This is a genomic window from Methylobacterium sp. WL1, from assembly GCF_008000895.1.
Classification (GTDB): domain Bacteria; phylum Pseudomonadota; class Alphaproteobacteria; order Rhizobiales; family Beijerinckiaceae; genus Methylobacterium.
This window is the reverse complement of record NZ_CP042823.1, coordinates 5,241,978-5,258,305: the sequence shown is the minus strand read 5'-3', so window position 1 is coordinate 5,258,305 and position 16,328 is coordinate 5,241,978. Positions and strand designations below refer to the sequence as shown.

General features: G+C 70.7%; 13 protein-coding genes and 1 pseudogene. 3 read left to right on the top strand and 11 right to left on the bottom strand.

Annotated elements, in window-relative coordinates:
• Window positions 1-413 precede the first annotated feature (413 nt).
• Complete coding sequence (locus FVA80_RS25670) at window positions 414-782, top strand: NepR family anti-sigma factor (RefSeq protein WP_246692143.1); 369 nt, start codon at window positions 414-416, stop codon at window positions 780-782.
• Entirely contained in the window at window positions 779-1,375 is a 597-nt protein-coding gene (locus FVA80_RS25665) for a sigma-70 family RNA polymerase sigma factor (RefSeq protein ID WP_147909697.1), read from the top strand. Before FVA80_RS25670 ends, FVA80_RS25665 begins: the two co-directional genes overlap by 4 nt.
• A 6-nt stretch (window positions 1,376-1,381) precedes the next feature.
• Here the strand turns inward: FVA80_RS25665 and FVA80_RS25660 are convergent, their stop codons facing one another.
• The 9 genes and pseudogenes from FVA80_RS25660 to FVA80_RS25625 all read right to left on the bottom strand — a co-directional run bounded on the left by FVA80_RS25660 (window position 1,382) and on the right by FVA80_RS25625 (window position 9,798).
• Window positions 1,382-1,912, bottom strand: a complete 531-nt coding sequence (locus tag FVA80_RS25660) for an isochorismatase family protein (protein WP_147909698.1) — start codon at window positions 1,910-1,912, stop codon at window positions 1,382-1,384.
• A gap of 6 nt (window positions 1,913-1,918) precedes the next feature.
• On the bottom strand, window positions 1,919-2,935 hold the full coding sequence (locus FVA80_RS25655) for an asparaginase (RefSeq protein ID WP_147909705.1): 1,017 nt from the start codon (window positions 2,933-2,935) through the stop codon (window positions 1,919-1,921).
• A gap of 228 nt (window positions 2,936-3,163) precedes the next feature.
• Window positions 3,164-4,030: a protein-glutamate O-methyltransferase CheR gene (locus tag FVA80_RS25650; RefSeq protein WP_147909699.1), complete on the bottom strand. Its 867-nt coding sequence runs from the start codon at window positions 4,028-4,030 to the stop codon at window positions 3,164-3,166.
• Window positions 4,027-4,722 carry a CheB methylesterase domain-containing protein gene (locus FVA80_RS31675; protein WP_246692465.1) on the bottom strand — a complete coding sequence of 232 codons (696 nt, stop codon included), beginning with the start codon at window positions 4,720-4,722 and terminating at the stop codon, window positions 4,027-4,029. The genes FVA80_RS25650 and FVA80_RS31675 overlap by 4 nt, the downstream gene beginning before the upstream one ends.
• Window positions 4,723-4,885: 163 nt before the next feature.
• Window positions 4,886-5,221 (bottom strand): annotated as a pseudogene (locus tag FVA80_RS31670) (response regulator); the annotation flags it as partial.
• A gap of 45 nt (window positions 5,222-5,266) precedes the next feature.
• Entirely contained in the window at window positions 5,267-5,659 is a 393-nt protein-coding gene (locus tag FVA80_RS25640; RefSeq protein WP_147909951.1) for a response regulator, read from the bottom strand.
• A 10-nt stretch (window positions 5,660-5,669) separates the two neighbouring features.
• Window positions 5,670-6,161 (bottom strand): chemotaxis protein CheW, encoded by a 492-nt coding sequence (locus FVA80_RS25635; protein WP_147909950.1) that lies wholly within the window; start codon window positions 6,159-6,161, stop codon window positions 5,670-5,672.
• 45 nt (window positions 6,162-6,206) lie between these two features.
• Window positions 6,207-8,984 (bottom strand): hybrid sensor histidine kinase/response regulator, encoded by a 2,778-nt coding sequence (locus FVA80_RS25630; RefSeq protein WP_147909949.1) that lies wholly within the window; start codon window positions 8,982-8,984, stop codon window positions 6,207-6,209.
• Window positions 8,985-9,087: 103 nt separating this feature from the next.
• Complete coding sequence (locus FVA80_RS25625) at window positions 9,088-9,798, bottom strand: histidine phosphotransferase family protein (RefSeq protein WP_147909948.1); 711 nt, start codon at window positions 9,796-9,798, stop codon at window positions 9,088-9,090.
• Between the two features lie 542 nt (window positions 9,799-10,340).
• On the opposite strand from FVA80_RS25625, the gene FVA80_RS25620 reads away from it, so the two are divergent.
• On the top strand, window positions 10,341-13,277 hold the full coding sequence (locus tag FVA80_RS25620; RefSeq protein ID WP_147909947.1) for a bifunctional [glutamine synthetase] adenylyltransferase/[glutamine synthetase]-adenylyl-L-tyrosine phosphorylase: 2,937 nt from the start codon (window positions 10,341-10,343) through the stop codon (window positions 13,275-13,277).
• 23 nt (window positions 13,278-13,300) lie between these two features.
• Here FVA80_RS25620 and FVA80_RS25615 read toward each other — a convergent pair whose 3' ends face one another.
• Entirely contained in the window at window positions 13,301-14,962 is a 1,662-nt protein-coding gene (locus tag FVA80_RS25615) for a methyl-accepting chemotaxis protein (RefSeq protein WP_147909946.1), read from the bottom strand.
• 239 nt (window positions 14,963-15,201) lie between these two features.
• On the bottom strand, window positions 15,202-16,149 hold the full coding sequence (locus FVA80_RS25610; protein WP_246692142.1) for a cytochrome c peroxidase: 948 nt from the start codon (window positions 16,147-16,149) through the stop codon (window positions 15,202-15,204).
• Window positions 16,150-16,328: the final 179 nt, after the last annotated feature.

The following is a 16,328-nucleotide window of genomic DNA, read 5'->3' as shown; positions in this document are numbered from 1 at the left end:
CGATAGCAAACTGCGACCGTGCTGCCCGCTTGCTGCCGGCGCCGAGGCGTCCTGCAGCCGTTCGTCGGACCTATTCAGCACAGCTGCCCGGCCCTGGCTACAGACCCCGCATCTTCAGGTTGTCGCATCCTGCGGGACGCGCCTGGCTTGCGCACACCGAACGTCAGCGCGGTCGCGCACCCTCGACGCTTTCGCCCACGAGGTCCCGAACGTCGCCAGGATGCTCAGCCGCCGTTCAGCCTCAGTGGACGACCTTGGCTTATGGCCAAGCTATAAATAGTATTTCTGAATTGTAACTGGAATATTTGCTAATCAATCACCGTCTAGCTCATAAATTCCGACATTAAGATTTGATGAATACGAAGTTCAGAACCGATTAAATCCGCCGCGCCTACCAGCGCCGTCGGAAGGCGATGGAGCGCGTCTTCGCCGGATCCGGTCGACAGACCGGGGCGGCGGGGGTGCCGCCCCCCCGGGGCCGCATCGCCGAGGATCGGGGCGTGATCATGATCCAGGGCAAGGACGAGCGGGTGGTGACGCGCCTCGCCGGGGAGGCGGAGGGCGCCGGGCTGACGCCCGCGAACGATGCTGCGCCCCCGCCCGACGGCGCGGCCGCACGCCCCATGCCCGGACGACGGCCGATGAGCGAGGCGGATCGCGACCGGATCGGACGCGGCCTGCGCCTGCACTACGCCGACGTCCTGGCCCTGCCGATCCCGGAGCGGCTCCGGACGCTGATCGACGACCTCGCCGCATGCTCCGACACGGAGGCCCTGCAATGATGATGATGACCCAAGCCGCTCCCGCCGGCAGCAATTCCGGGCCGCCATCCCAGGGGGTCGATCCCGAGATGCGTGGCCTCCTGCTGGGGGCGATCCCGGCCCTGCGGGCCTTCGCGTTCTCGCTGACCTACGACATCGACCGGTCCGACGACCTCGTGCAGGACACGCTGGTGCGCGCCTGGGTCAATGCCGGAAGCTTCCGGCGGGGGACCAACCTCACGGCCTGGCTGTTCACGATCCTGCGCAACCTGTTCTACTCGGAGCAGCGCAAGCGCAAGCGCGAGGTCGAGGATGCCGACGGCGTGCTGGCGGGGAAGCTGACCTCCCTGCCCGAGCAGGAGATCCGAGTGGAGATGGCCCAGTTCCAGAGCGCCCTGAACCGCCTGCCCTACGCCCAGCGCGAGGCCCTGGTCCTGGTGGGCGCCCAGAGCTTCACCTACGAGGAGGCGGCCGCGATCTGCGGCGTCGCCGTCGGGACGATCAAGAGCCGGGTCAGCCGCGCCCGCATGCGGCTAATCGAGGTGCTGGGCCTCGAGGGCCTGGACGATATCGGTACCGACGCCCGCACCCGTGCGGCTCTGGACGGCGGCTGAGCCCGCTCACTTGATCAGCTTGACGGCCTCGCGGAAGCGCGGGTGCCGGGCGGTGCCGAGCCATTCGAACACCACCATCTCGGTGGTGACGATCTCGGCTCCGTGGGCCGCCATCCGGGCGAGGCCGGCCGCACGGTTCTCGGGCCGGCGCGAGCCGACCGCGTCGGCGACCACGCAGACGCGCCGACCGGCCTCCAGGAGGCCGAGGACCGTCTGCAGCACGCAGATATGCGCCTCGCAGCCGGTCACGACGAGGTCGCGGTCCCCGATCCGGTCAAGGAAGCCCGGCGCCTGCGCGGCGCCGAAGCTCATCTTGGCGAAGGCCGCCCCGGGTTCCGGGGCGAAATCCGGCACGGTCGGCCCGAGGCCGCCGGCATTCTGTTCGGTGAACAGGGACGGCACGTCGAGCATCCCGGCCGCAGCCAGGAGGCGGCCCGTGTTGGCGATCACCCCGGCGCCGTCCGCGATGGCCGGCATCAGCCGGACCTGGATGTCGATGACCAGGAGGCGCGTCCGGGCGGGATCGATCAGGGGCATCGGTTCTCAATAGGTCGCGAAGAGGCGCGCGACCGCGTCGGGCTCGGAGGTCGCGGTCAGCGCCAGGGCGAGCAGGATCCGGGCCTTCTGCGGCGTCAGGTTGTCGGCGCTGAGGATGCCGCGGGTGCGCAGCCGCGTGGTCAGTGGCACCACCCCGCTGCCGGCCCGGGTCGACATCACCACCGGGATGCCCGCTGCGGCGGCCTCCTCCAGGGCGTCGGCCTCGGCCGGCGGCATCATCCCCGGGGCGAGCCCGGCCGCGACCAGGCCGCGCGCCCCTGCTTGCCGGAACGCCCGCACCGCGGTGCCGTCGGCGTCGGCGTAGCCGTAGCACACGTCGACCCGCGGCAGCGCGGCCAGCGCCCGGATGTCGAAGGGCGTGCCCGGCGCGTGCGCCCGCTCGGAGCGGCGGTAGTAGCGGACATGATCGCCGTCGACCTGGCCGAGCACGCCGAAATCCGGGGTGCGGAAGGTCTGCAGCCGAGCCACCGAGGTCTTGGTGACCTCGCGAGCCGCCTGGATCTCGTCGTTCAGCACCACCAGTACGCCGCGCCCCCGGGAGGCGGGGCTGGCGGCGGTGCGGACCGCCGCCACGAGGTTGAGCTTGGCATCGGTGGACAGCGCGCTCATCGGCCGCTGCGAGCCGACCAGCACCACCGGCAGGTCGATCGTGAGCGTGAGGCTCAGCGCGTAGGCGGTCTCCTCCAGGGTGGCGGTGCCGTGCCCGATGACGATGCCGGCGAGGTCCGGATGCTCCCCGGCGGTCCGCTCGCACAGCAGGACGAGGTCGCGCCACTCGGCGAACCCGATCGCCGGGCTCGGAACCGCCCGGAACGGCACCGGGACCACCGTGGCGACCGTGGCCAGTTCCGGGACCGCATCCAGGATCGCGCCGGCTTCCAGGCGCCGGTCGGTGGCGGTGTAGTCGAGGATGTCGAGGGCGTCGCGTCCCAGCGACGAGATCGTCCCGCCCGTGCCGATGAACGCGACCTTGGGCAATCCCGCCCCGTGTCCTGCCGCCATTCCTGCCGCCATGCCGTGTCTCCTGGCCGCCGGGCCGTCCGCCGATCCCGGGCTGCTGCGCAGGCCCTTGATGCCGCCTCGCTACGCCGGGGTCGACCCCGTCCGGGCGCAGGCGGGCGATGCGCCCGGCGGCGGGCGCCCGTCAGGACGCCGGCACCGGGCATGGCACCGGGGCCGGCCGCGACGATCCCGACGCGCAGAACGGGGCCCGGACCGGCCGCCGGGCCGTCAGACGCCGGCGGCCACGCGCAGGGGCGGTACCATCTCGGGGGTGCGGCCCACCGGTTCGGAATGGCCGTAGAGGCCGCGCTGCTTCGGGTTGGGACTGAGCCGGTCGGTCAGGCCGATCACGGTCTCGGCCGCCCCGAGCAGCAGGGCGCCCCCCGGTGCAAGCTGGGCCGCGAGCCGGGCAAGGACATCCGACTTGGTCGGTGCATCGAAGTAGATCAGCACATTGCGGCAGTAGATCACGTCGAACTGGCCGAGCGACGCGAAGCTGTGCAGCAGGTTGAGCTGGCGGTAATCCACCATGGAGCGCAGGCTCTGGGCGATCTGCCACTGCTCGCCGATCTGGGTGAAGTACTTGATTAGCCACTGCACCGGCAGGCCACGCTGAACCTCGAAGTGGCTGTAGAGGCCGAGCTTGGCCTTCTCGATCACCTCGGTGGACAGGTCGGTGGCGACGATCTCCACCTGCCATCCGGCGAGCCGGGGCGCTGCCTCCTGCAGCAGCATGGCCAGGGAATAGGGCTCCTGGCCGGTCGAGGCCGCGGCGCACCAGATCCGCAGCCGGCGCCGGCTGGCGTTGCGTGCCAGGGCCTCGGGCAGGATCGTGTCGCGGAACAGGTCGAACGGGATGCGGTCGCGGAAGAAGAAGGTCTCGTTCGTGGTCATCGCCTCGACCACGGCGCGCTCGGTCGCCCCATCCTGCCCGAGCTTCAGCGCGCCGCTGAGATCGCCGAGGGTCGCGAGCCCGAAACGCCGGCAGACCGGGGTCAGGCGGCTCTCGACCAGGTAGCGCTTCTCCGCGGTCAGCGCGAGGCCGGAGCGCTGTTTGAGGAAGCTGCGCAGGTATTCGAACTCGAGTTCGGTCATGACAGCTGCCCCGTGATCAGGGCGCGCAGCGCCGTCGCGAGTTCGGGGAGCGGCAGCACGGCCTCGGCGAGGCCGGCTCGGGCGACGCTGCCGGGCATGCCCCAGACGGTGCTGGTCGCCTCGTCCTGGGCCAGGACCGGGCCGCCCGCCTCGGTGAGCGCGCGCGCCCCGTTGGTACCGTCCGAGCCCATCCCGGTGAGGATCACCGTCGCGGTGGCGGCGCCGAACACCACGGCCGCATCCTTGAACAGCACGTCCACCGCCGGACGGCAGAAATTCACCGGCGGCCCGTCGGTGAGCCGGATCGTGGGACCGCCGGGTCCCGCCACGAGCCCCATGTGGCGCCCGCCCGGTGCCACGTAGATCCGGCCCGCCTCTAAGCGCTCGTCGGCCTTGCCCTCGGCCGCGCGCAGCCCCGTGCGGGTGGAGAGGTGCTCGGCGAAGACGGCCGTGAAGATCGGGGGCATGTGCTGCACGATCAGCACCGGCACGCGCCGCAGGGCGGCGGCGCCGATCCCCTCCAGCATCTCGCCAACCGCCCGCGGTCCGCCGGTGGAGGAGCCGATCAGCAGGGCGCGGGGCTGGGTGCGGTTGCGGACCTTCGGCCGGAGGGTGAACGGGGTGGCCGGGCGCGGCACCGGGCGGCGGCGGGCGCCAGCGCGGGCGCGGCCTGGGCGGGGTCGGAGCGGCACCCGGGGCGCCCATGGGACGCCGGGCCCTGGCCCGAGCAGCGCCGAACACCCGCACGCGCTCGATCAGCTCCACCCGGAACGTCTCCGAGGTGGTGACGCCGCGGTTGCTCTCGGGCTTGGCGATGTAGTCGACGGCGCCGAGGGCGAGGCATTTCAGCGAGATGTCGGCGTTGCGCGTGGTCAGCGTCGACATCATCACGACTTGGAGGTTCGGGCTCATCGCCAGCATGCGCGGCAGCGCCGTCGTGCCGTCAAGCTCCGGCATCTCGATATCGAGCAGCACGACGTCCGGGTCGTGCTTGGCCATCATCTCCAGGGCGATGCGGCCGTTCGAGGCGGTCCCGGCGAGTTCGAACCCCGCTTCGGCGATCCAGCGGGCGACGAGCCCGCGCACGACGGCCGAATCGTCGGCGATCAGCACCCGGATCGGAGCCGCCGTGGATGTCGTGGATTGCGCAGGCGGACTGCGAAGCGGGACGACCGCGGGGCTCAGGGCCATGATGTTTGCCTCGGGTACTGGGTCGCGGTTGGGGGCGGCGCCGATTCAGGCCGCGTCTGCGACGAGACCGACCTGTTCGAGCTTGGCCGCCAGGATGTCGCGGTCGAAGGGCTTCATGATGTACTCGTCTGCCCCGGCGCGGAGTGCCCGGGCGATCGCCCCGACATCGTTCTCGGTGGTGCAGAACAGGACCTTCGGGACCGTCCCCCCCTCGCTCTGGCGCAGGGCCTGGAGGAAGGTGTAGCCGTCCATGTTCGGCATGTTCCAATCGAGCAGGATCGCGTCCGGCATGCTGGCCGCGCAGACTTCGAGTGCGGCGCTGCCGTCCTCGGCCTCGCTCACATTGATGCCGAGGGCCTCGATGATCCGCCGCGCGACCTTCCGGATCACCGCGGAATCGTCGACCACCAGGCAGGTCGTCTCGTGTGGCGCTTTCATAGCCCCTCCTTCACGCCGCCTTCGCGCCGGCAGCGCTGAAGCCGAGGAGCGCGTCCACGTCGAGGATCACCAGGAGGCGGCCGTCGAGGCGGTGGACGCAGGTGGCGAGGTTGCGCCAGCGCGGATCCAGGTTGATCGGCACCGCCTCGCGGCTGTCGCTGCCGAGCTTCAGCACCTCGCCGACGCCGTCGACCACGAGCGCGAAGGTCTCGCCGCCCTGCTCCAGGCCGATCGCCATCTTGGGATTGGCCTTCTCGTCCTGCACCACGGCATCGGGCAGGCCCAGGCGTCGGCGCAGGCACACGGCCGTGACCACGCGGCCGCGCAGGTTCAGCAGGCCGACGATCTCGGACGGCGCCAGCGGCACCGGCGTCACGCCGGAGGGGACGAACACGTCGTGGACGCGCTCGATCGCCAGGCCGAACAGGGTGTCGCCCACGAAGACGGTGACATAGTCGTCGGTGGGGCCGGTCTCGGCGCCGTTGGCATTGGCAGCCTGCATCAGAACTCTCCGGGTTCGATCGTCGTATGGCGGGCGGTGCCGGGATCAGGCGGCTTGAGAGACATCCGTGGCGCTGATCTCGGCCAGGGCCGCGATCAATCCGCTGCGGTCGAACTTGGCCACCAGGTCGCTGATCGCCAGCGCCCGAGCCCGCTCCACCGCCTCGGCGCCCACCGACCCGGTGAGGCCGATCACCGGCAAGCCGGCGAGGCGCGGCTCGGAAGCCCGCATGGCGGCGACGAGGTCGAAGCCGCTGCGGCCCGGCATCTCGAGGTCGGTGACCACGATCTCGATCCGGGTCTCCGACTGGAGGAGTGCCAACGCGGCCTCGGCGCTCGCCGCGGTGATGACCTGATAGCCCGCGGCCTTCAGCACCGGGCTCAGCATGTCGCGGAAGAAGGCCGAGTCGTCGACCAGCAGGAGCGTCGAGACCTGCTCCGACTTCTTCGGGCCGCGCGCCCAGTCGTCGTAGGCGAGCGGCAGGAAGTGGGCGATGTTGATGATGTCGGTGGCGCGGCCACGCAGCACCGCCGAGCCGATCAGGTCCGAGCGGTCGGCCGCGATCTCGATGTCGAGGCGCTCCTCGACGATGTCGACGATCTCGTCGACCACGAGGCCCATGGCGCGCTCCCCGTCGGAGAACACCACCAGCGCCTGGGTGCCTTCGGAGCGGATCGTGATCGCCGAGTCGGCCGGGACCAGCGGCATCAGCCGGCCGCGGTACTGGATCAGCGGACGGCCGCCCAGCCACTCGACCTTGTCGCACTCGATCTCTTCGAGGCGGGTCACCAGGGAGAGCGGCACCGCCTTGAAGCTGCCCTGGCCGCCCTTGAACACCAGGAGCGTGGTCTTGGAGTCGATGCCGTCGGACATCTCCGCCTCGGCGTCGGGATCGGCATGGCTGTTGCTGCCCTGGACGCCCTGGGCGACCTGCCGGGCCACGCCGTTGGGATCGACGATCAGCACCACGGCGCCGTCGCCGAGGATCGTGTTGCCGGCAAACATCGGAATGTGCCGCAGCTTGGCCGACATCGGCTTCACGACGATCTCCTCCGTGTGGAAGACCTCGTCGACCAGAATGCCGAAGCGCTCGCGCCCGACCTGGGCCACCACCACGAAGCCCGCCTGCGTCGCCTCCTCGCTCGTGTCGGCCGATTGTCCGAGCAGGCCGGTGAGCGACACGATCGGCAGCAGCCGCTCGCGCAGGCGCAGCACCGGCGAACCGTTGATGCGCTCGACCCGCTGCGCCCCGGCATCGACCCGCACCAGTTCGAGCACGGCCACCTGCGGCAGCGCGAAGCGGTGCTCGCCGGCGCGCACGATCAGGGCGGCCACGATGGCCAGGGTCAGCGGGATCTTGATGGTGAAGGTGGTGCCGCGGCCCGCCGTGGTGGCGATGTCGATGATGCCGCCGATGGTCTCGATGTTGGTCTTGACCACGTCCATCCCGACGCCGCGGCCCGACACCGAGGTGACCGCCGCCGCGGTCGAGAACCCGGCGTCGAAGATGAACTTGGCGACCTGCGCGTCGGTCATCCGCTCGACATCGGCCTGGGCCGCCAGCCCGCGCTCCACCGCCTTCCTGCGGATCGCCGCGAGGTCGAGGCCCTTGCCGTCGTCGGCGATCTCGATCGTGATCGTGCCGCCCTCGTGGTAGGCGGCGAGGCGGATCGTGCCGCGCGCCGGCTTGCCCGCCGCGATGCGCCCGGCGGTGGACTCGAGGCCGTGATCGGCCGAGTTGCGGACCATGTGGGTCAGCGGGTCCTTGATCACCTCGAGGACCTGCCGGTCCAGCTCGGTCTCCGCGCCGACCATCACGAGGTCGATCTGCTTGCCGAGTTCGGCCGAGAGGTCGCGCACGACGCGCGGCAGCTTCTGCCAGGCACTGCCGATCGGCTGCATGCGCGTCTTCATGACGCCTTCCTGCAGCTCGGCGGTGACGTGGGACAGGCGCTGGAGCGGAACCTTGTAGCTCGAATCCTCGTGCCGGCGGGCGATCTCGAGGAGCTGGTTGCGGGTCAGCACCAGCTCCGAGACCATGGTCATCAGGTGCTCGAGCGTATCCACGTTCACGCGGATCGTCTGGATCTTCCCGGCCGCCGTCGTCTCGGTGGCCACCACGGCCTCGGCGTCACCCGCCGGCTCTGCCCTGCCCGACTCGGGCTCGGACGACTCGGGCTTGGACGACTCGGGCTTGGACGACTCGGGCTTGGCCGCGGCGGGCTTGGGCGCAGTGGCCTTGGCGATCGCGGGCTTGGGGGCCTCGACCTTCGGAGCCTCGATGGGAGCCGGGGCCGGCGCGGCGAAGTCGGCCTCGCTCGGGCCCGGGGCTGCCAGGAAGGCCGCCTCCAACTCGTCCAGGGTCACCTCGCCCGGCTTCGGCTCGCGGGAGACCGGATCCGGCAGCACCGGCTCGGGCGCGGGGGCCGGTGCCGCCTGGGGCTCGGGCTCGGCCGAGGCCAGGCGCTCCAGCTCGGAGATCAGGTCGTCGTCGGAGCCCGCCGGCTCGGTGCCGGTGGCTTCCAGGTCGGCCAGGATCGCCTTCAGCCGGTCCAGGGTCGAGAGAATCACCGTGACCGATTCGGAGGTGGCGGGCAGGCCGTCCCGGAAGCGGCCCATCAAGGTCTCGGCGGCGTGCGCCAAGGCCTCGAGGCGCGGAAGGCCGAGGAACCCGCAGGTTCCTTTGATCGTGTGAACGAGTCGGAAGATATTCCGAAGTATCGTCTGGTTATTCGGATCCTGCTCGAATCGAACCAATTCAGCATCGACCGTGTCGAGGTGCTCCCCGCTCTCGGTCAGGAACTCACGAAGCAGGTCGTCCATCGGCGATACTCGTTACACGAAGAGGCTCTCGCGTAACGTACTTACTCGCGCGGGGTTAGGGAAGCGTTTCAATCCCCTCCCCACCCCGTGGTTTTCCAGTTTTTTAGGCGAGCGCGGTGCCGGAATCTTCGTCACCGGCCTCCGCGGGCGCAGCGATCACTGTCGGCGAGGCCGTGATCGTCACTTCATCACCTTCGATGGCGAATCGCACATCCATGGCGGCGGCCTGCGCCACGAGGCCGGCGTAGAACGGCAGGATGGCGTGGGCGTCGACGGTGCCGCTCTCCGGGCTGCCGGCCATCAGCTCCTCGACATGGGGCGGGATGCGGGCATGCGAGCCCTTGGCGGTGAGCACGAGGGTCGGCGCCTCTCCGTCGCCGGAGACGGTGACGTCGATCAGGCCGCCCCGCGGGATCGCCGAGGTGGCGATCATCACGAGGTTCAGGAGCAGCTTGACCTTGTTCTTGGGGAACAGGGCCTGCGGCGCGCTCCAGGCCAGCTTGGTCTTCTCGTCGCTGAACATGCCCTTGGCCACGCTCTCGGCGTCGGCGAGGTCGATCGAGGCGCCGGCGGAGCCGGCCGCCCCGAAGGCGATCCGGGCGAATTTCAGCCGGGCCGAGGCTTGCCGTGCGCTCTTGCCGATCAGTTCGAGGGCGAAGACCCGCATCGATTCGTCATCGTCGTCCTCCAGCACTTCCAGCCCGTTCACGATCGCGCCGACGGGGCTGATCACGTCGTGGCAGACGCGGGAGCAGAGCAGGGCGGCGAGGTCGAGGCCGTCGAGAGTCAGGCGGGGTGCGTTCGGGGAGGACATGCTGCGCTCCGGGCGGGCGGATCTGGGGGCGAATCATCTGCGGGTCGGCCCGTCGCGTCGGAGCCGCCGATCCTTGGCCGCCCGGTTGGCGGTCGAGTCCCCGCGAAACACGCCGCGCGGCCCGGCTGCCGGGCCGGGGACGATGGACCGGTCCGCACGGATAAACGCCACGGTCGCCTTTGAAAAGCGTTACCGGGCGGTTCGGCAGGCAGCTCCATGGGTAGCTTGGCGGGCAGCTTGGAAAGCCCCGTGCCGGCCGCGCCCGGATCGGTTAGGATGCCGGCCATCGTGCCGAGGGCGACGCGGATCGTGCGCCGTCCCGGAAGCCAGACGCGATCGGGTGCGGCGCGCGACTGGTGCAACGCGCTCGCTGACGCCGAACCGGTCTCCGCTTCGGCGGCCAGCGCTTTAGGAAGGATCGGCGTGAGACGCGAGACCACCGGTCGAAGCGGAAGCTCCATCGCCCAGGCGCGCGCCGGCATTCCCACAGAGCCGATCCGGGTGGACGCGCCCGGACGGCCGCGCTGACGACGGCCCGGCCGATGCAGCCCGAACCGACCCTGCGCGACAGCCTGCGCCCCAGCCTTCGGCCCGCCGATCCCGAGACCGCCCGCGCGCGGCTCGCCGAGATCGAGCCGGCCCTCCCGGAGGGTTTCCTCACCCCGACCTGCCGCACCCTGCTGCTCGGGCTCGCCGACCATTCGCCGTTCCTGTGGCAGGCCGTCACCCGCGCGCCGGAGCGGCTCGTCGCCCTGATGGCGCAGCCGCCGGGCGCCGCCAGCCGGGCGATCATCGAGCGGCAGCGCGCGGTCGGCGGGGCCTGCGGGGCCAACCCCGACCTCGCGGAGGTGGCCCGCCAGCTCCGCAGGAACCGCGAGGCGCACGCCCTCCTGGTGGCGCTGGCCGATCTCGGCGGCTGCTGGGATCTCGACGCGGTCGTCCGGGCCCTGTCCGACTTCGCCGACGCGTCGGTGAGCGCGGCCACCGACGCCCTGCTCCGGCAGGGGATGGCGGCCGGCCGGTTCCGGCCGCAGGACCCGGGGGCGCCGCAGGTCGGCTCCGGGCTGGTGATCCTGGCGCTCGGCAAGCATGGCGGGGCCGAGCTGAACTATTCCAGCGACATCGACCTCGTCGTCTTCTACGAGGCCGAGCCCGCCGCGGCCGCCACCGGCGGCGACCCCAAGGCGTTCTTCGTCAAGCTGGCGCAGGGCCTGGTGAAGCTCCTGTCCGAGCGCACCGCCGACGGATACGTCCACCGGATCGACTACCGGCTGCGCCCGGACCCGGGCTCGACGGCGGTGGCGCTCTCCACCGGCTTCGCCTTCGACTACTACCAGACGCTGGGCCAGAACTGGGAGCGCGCCGCCTTCATCAAGGCCCGGCCGATCGCCGGAGACATCCCGGCCGGCGCGGCGTTCCTGGCCGACCTCGCGCCGTTCATCTGGCGCCGGCACTTCGACTTCGCGGCCATCGCCGAGATCCACGCGATGAAGCGGCAGATCCACCTGGTCCGCGGGCACGACACGATCACGGTGGCGGGCCACGACATCAAGATCGGCCGCGGCGGCATCCGGGAGATCGAGTTCTTCGTCCAGACCCAGCAGCTCGTGTTCGGCGGCCGCAAGCCCGCCCTGCGGGGGCGCCGGACCGTCGAGATGCTGTCCCGCCTCGTCGAGGAGGGCTGGATCGACGCGCGAGCCCGGGACGAGCTCACGGAGGCCTACGGGTTCCTGCGCACCCTCGAGCACCGGATCCAGATGATCCGCGACGAGCAGACCCAGCGCCTGCCGACCGGGGATGCGGCGCTCGACGCCCTGGCCCTGTTCGCGGGATTCGACACGCGGGCGGCATTCGAGGCGGCGCTGCTGCACCAGGCCGGCCGCGTCCAGGCCCATTACGCCCTGCTGTTCGAGGCGGCGCCCGGGGATGGGGCGCCGGAGGACGCCCTGGTCTTCGGCGAGAGCGAGGCCGACCCCTCCACCCTGGAGGCCCTGGCGGCGTTCGGGTTCCGCGATCCGCGGCCGGCCTGGGAGACCGTGCAGGGCTGGCATGTCGGCCGCCGTCCGGCACTGCAGACAGGCCGGGCGCGGGAGATCCTGACGGAGTTGCTGCCGAGCCTGTTGCGGGCGCTCGGCGGCACGAACGATCCGGACGCGGCCCTGCTCACCCTCGACCGGGCCTTCGCCCGGATGCCGGCGGTGGCGGAGCTGCTCGCCATCCTGCGCTCGCACGCGCGTCTGCGCCTGCTGTTCGCCGACATCCTGGGGACCTCGCCCCACCTCGCCGACACGGTCAGCCTCAGCCCCCACGTCCTCGACACCGTGCTCGATCCCGACTTCGTGGCGCCGGTGCCGGGTCCCGAGCAGGTCAGCGACCAGTACCGGGCGCTGGTCGGGCAGCCGGCGAGTCACGAGGAGCTTCTGGACCGGTGCCGGGACGCCACCCGGCAGATGGCCTTCGTCACGGGCGCGCGGCTCCTGTCCGGCCTGATCACGCCGCGCCAGGCCGGGGAGGCCTATTCGGCCATCGCGGAGGCGACGGTCACGCTGAACCTGGAGGCGGAGGAGCGCCGGTTCGCCCAGGACCACGGCGCCGTGCCGAAGGGCCGGTGCTGCGTGCTGGCGCTCGGCCGGCTCGGATCCCGGCAGCTCAGCGCGGTCTCCGACCTCGACCTCGTGTTCCTGTACGATTTCGATCCGGAGAACCGGATGAGCGACGGCCCGCGCCCGCTCGACGCGGTTGTGGCCTATAACCGCCTGGCGCAGCGGCTCTACGCGGCGCTGACCACCGCCACACGCCGCGGTCGGCTCTACGCGGTCGACCTGCGCCTGCGGCCCTACGGAAGCCACAGCCCGCCCGCCGTGCAGCTGAACGGCTTCGTGACCTATCAGCGCGAGGCGGCCGAGCCTTGGGAGCACATGGCGCTGACCCGGGCCCGGGTGGTGGCGGGCGATCCCGAACTCGGCGCGGCCGTGATGGCGACCATCGCCGAGACGATCGCGCAGCCGCGCGATCCCGCCCAGGTCTGCGCCGCGGCCGGAGAGATGCGCCGGCTCGTCGCCGAGGAGCGCGGCCATGCCGGGCCCTACGACCTCAAGCTCGCCCCCGGCGGGTTGTTCGACCTCGATTTCCTCGCCCAGTCCATCGTGCTGAGCCACCCGCCGGTCCAGTCCGACGGCCTTGGCCTCTCCGGGGAGACTGTGCTCCGGAAGGCCGGCGCGCGCGGGATCCTGCCCGCCGCCCTGACCGAGCCCCTGGCCGAGACCTACGGCTTCCTCGACGCGGTCTACCAATGGCAGCGGCTCGTGATGGCCGATCCCGGCTCCGACCCGTCCCACGGGGCCGCCCGGCAGATCGCGAAGGCAGTGGGCCTGCCGGATGCCCGCAGCCTCGCGGCGGAGCTGCATCGCCACCGGCGCCGGACCTGCGCGCTGCTCGCCCGGATCAAGCGGACGGCGATCGGCCCATCCCCGCGATAAGGCTTCGCCCGGCGCCGACGCGCTCAGGCGGCCCGGACGTTCCTGAGGAACTGATCGATCTCCGCGTGCAGCGCGCGGGACTGGACGGCCAGATCGTCGGCCGAGGTCGCCACGGCCTTCGCGGCGTGACCGGCCGCGCTCGCCGAGCGGGCGACCTCGGAGATGTCGGCGGTCACCTTGTCGGTCCCGCCCGAGGCTTCGGACATGCTGCGCACGATGTCCTGCGTGGTGACGCCCTGATCGTCGATTGCGCCGGCGATGCGCGTCGTCACGCCGCCCATCGCGTGGATCTGAGCGGTGATGTCCTGAATCGCCTCGGCGGCACTGTTGGTCGCGCACTGGATGGCGTCGATCTGACGGCCGATCTCGTCGGTGGCCTTCGCGGTCTGCCCGGCCAGCTCCTTCACTTCGGCCGCCACGATGGCGAAGCCCCGTCCGGCTTCTCCGGCGCGGGCCGCCTCGATCGTAGCGTTGAGCGCCAGGAGATTGGTCTGGCCCGCGATGGTGGAGACCAGGCCGACCACGTCGCCGATCCGGGTTGCGGCGGCGGAGAGCGCCGCCATGATCGTGTCGGTGCGGGAGGCGGCCTGCACGGCAGAGGACGACAGCCCGGCCGCATGCGCGACCTGCTGGCCGATTTCCTGCACGGTCGAGCCCAGCGCATCGGCGGCGGCTGCCACGGCGGTGACGTTCCCGCCGGTCCGTTGCGCGGCGTCCGCGGCGCTGGTGGAGCGCAGCGCCGTCCCCTCCACGGCCGCCTGCATCGTGCCGGACGAGGCCTGCAGGCCGGCCACGGCTTCGGCCACGTGGGCGACGATACCCCCGACCGAGCGCTCGAACCGGTCGGCGAGGTCGTGCAGCATGGCGCGCCGCGCCTGCTCCTCGCGCAGGCGCGCGGCTTCGGTGGCCTCGAGCTGCTGTGCCGCCTCGTCCCGGGAGGTGTCGCGGATCGCCACGGCGGCGCGGGCGATGGCGCCGATCTCGTCCCGGCGCTGCGCGGCCGCCAGGGCGACGCTGGTGTCACCCACCGCCAGGCGGGTCGTCTCGCTGGTCAGGCGCACCAGCGGCCGCGCCAGAGTCCCGGCGAGCCACCACGCCGTGAGCGATCCGAGAAGGACGGCGCCGCCGCTGAGCCCGAGCATCGCCCAGATCTTCCACGCCGTGGCCTCGCGGGTCGCCTGCATCTGAGCCCGGGTGTCCGCGGCGGCGAGCGCCACGGCTTCGTCGAACCGGGTCCGCAGCCGTCGGCTCTGCTGGACCATGCGCTCGTGAACCGGGATCTCCCGGGCCTGCCGGATGCCGAGCAGAAGCTCGGCATCGTCACGCCACTGGCGGGCATCCGCCTCCGCGTTCCGGGCCAGGACCTGCATCGGTCCGGACAGGGCGATCTCGTTCAGGCGCCCGAGCAGGGTCGCCACCTGAGCGCTCGCCCCGGCGAACTCCGTCTGGATCGGCGCCATGTCGAGGAAATCGGTCATCGCGCTCACCCGCGCGACCAGGCTTTCGGCCCGCAGGAACTGATCCCGGGCGGCGCGACTGGTCTCGGCCGCCTCGGTGGTACGTTCCGAGAGCAGTGAGAGGTCGCCGACCGCTCCGAGGCCGACGAAACCGGTGATTCCGGCCAGGAGTCCGGCGAGGAGCATGAAGGCGAGCAGCGGGAGCAGGATCTTGTAGCGGATGGACATGGTAACTTTCCGGTTTCCCGCTCAGAACAACATCGCGCAGTGTGACGTCCGATTTTTGAATCGCGACGATGGAGAGCGAAGATCTGGATCGATGGTCGAAACGCGATTCCAGGACGACGCATCGAGGCGGCGCTCTGGCGCAGAGTCCAACCGCAAGCGGGCGGGCTCACCTCAAGCCTGTTTGATGCGACGCGCCCGCTGGCGCCGGACCGATATCCGCTGCGGCGGCAGCGGGCGCCCTAGTTGGGCAGGTTCGGCAGTGCGGTCCGGGTCTGCTCCGCGGTTAGGGAGCGCAGGAAGGCGATCACGTCCGCACGCTCTTCCTGGCTCAGCTTGAGCGGCTTCATCAGGGGCGACTTCGAAGGCCGGTCGAGACCACCGGTCACGTAGAACGCCACGATCTCCTCAAGGTTGGCGAACTGGCCCGCATGCCCGAAGGGTGCCCGGTAGGTCAGGTTGCGCAGCCCCGGGGTCTTGAACGCGTGCTGCGCCAGCGGGTTGTCGGGTTCGACGGCCGCCCGGCCGATATCGGTCGTCGGGATGCCGAGATCGTGGAACTTGTTGTCGGTGAAGTTCCAGCCGGTATGGCAGGCGGAGCAACCGGTCTTCCCGGTGAACAGGGCAAAGCCACGCTGCGCCGCCGGCGAGATCGCGGCGTCATCGCCCTCGATCCAGCGGTCGAACGGAGCCCATTCCGCCACGACAGTCCGTTCGTAGGTGGCGATCGCCCTCAGGAGATTGTCCTGGGTGATGCCGTCTCGCGGGAACAGCGTGACGAACCAAGCCCGGTACTCCGGGATCCGCTCGAGTGTCGCGATGATCTCGGGGAACTTGCCGTCCATCTCGGCTTCGGCCGTGATCGGTCCCATCGCCTGCATCTCCAGGCTCGGAGCACGCCCATCCCAGAACAGCGTCGGGATCCAGGCCGCGTTCAGCAGGGTCGGCGCCTTGCGGGCAAGCGGCGCGTTGGCCGACCCGATCGCCCCGGGGACAGGAACCTCGAAGCCGAATGACGGATTGTGGCAGCTCGCACAGCTGAGATTCTGCTTCCCGCTCAACCGCGGGACGAAGAACAGCATCTTGCCGAGGGTCGCGACCTGCGGCGAGAACAGCGCATCCTCCGGGAACGCAATTGCCGTCGGCCTCTTATATTGACCCTTGATTACATCCAGCTCTGCTGCATTCAAACCCGTAAATCCGATAATTTTTAGCAAAACCATCGAAATACCGAATATAATAATCGATCTCATATCGCATCCAGACCAAATCCCGTCGCCTGCCGTAACAACACCTCTGTCGGAGGCGCAAGTTTGGGGGCTGATTCTACGTGACTCTATCAGATCTCAGTTTGAATTTTTCTTAAGAA

What these genes read in the sequence shown, in the direction of transcription:
- FVA80_RS25640 (WP_147909951.1), bottom strand. Translation starts at nt 5,659, where the DNA reads ATGAAAGCGCCACACGAGACGACCTGCCTGGTGGTCGACGATTCCGCG.
- FVA80_RS25670 (WP_246692143.1), top strand. Translation starts at nt 414, where the DNA reads ATGGAGCGCGTCTTCGCCGGATCCGGTCGACAGACCGGGGCGGCGGGG.
- FVA80_RS25630 (WP_147909949.1), bottom strand. Translation starts at nt 8,984, where the DNA reads ATGGACGACCTGCTTCGTGAGTTCCTGACCGAGAGCGGGGAGCACCTC.
- FVA80_RS25660 (WP_147909698.1), bottom strand. Translation starts at nt 1,912, where the DNA reads ATGCCCCTGATCGATCCCGCCCGGACGCGCCTCCTGGTCATCGACATC.
- FVA80_RS25650 (WP_147909699.1), bottom strand. Translation starts at nt 4,030, where the DNA reads ATGACCGAACTCGAGTTCGAATACCTGCGCAGCTTCCTCAAACAGCGC.
- FVA80_RS25635 (WP_147909950.1), bottom strand. Translation starts at nt 6,161, where the DNA reads ATGCAGGCTGCCAATGCCAACGGCGCCGAGACCGGCCCCACCGACGAC.
- FVA80_RS25665 (WP_147909697.1), top strand. Translation starts at nt 779, where the DNA reads ATGATGATGATGACCCAAGCCGCTCCCGCCGGCAGCAATTCCGGGCCG.
- FVA80_RS25615 (WP_147909946.1), bottom strand. Translation starts at nt 14,962, where the DNA reads ATGTCCATCCGCTACAAGATCCTGCTCCCGCTGCTCGCCTTCATGCTC.
- FVA80_RS25625 (WP_147909948.1), bottom strand. Translation starts at nt 9,798, where the DNA reads ATGTCCTCCCCGAACGCACCCCGCCTGACTCTCGACGGCCTCGACCTC.
- FVA80_RS25620 (WP_147909947.1), top strand. Translation starts at nt 10,341, where the DNA reads ATGCAGCCCGAACCGACCCTGCGCGACAGCCTGCGCCCCAGCCTTCGG.
- FVA80_RS25655 (WP_147909705.1), bottom strand. Translation starts at nt 2,935, where the DNA reads ATGGCGGCAGGACACGGGGCGGGATTGCCCAAGGTCGCGTTCATCGGC.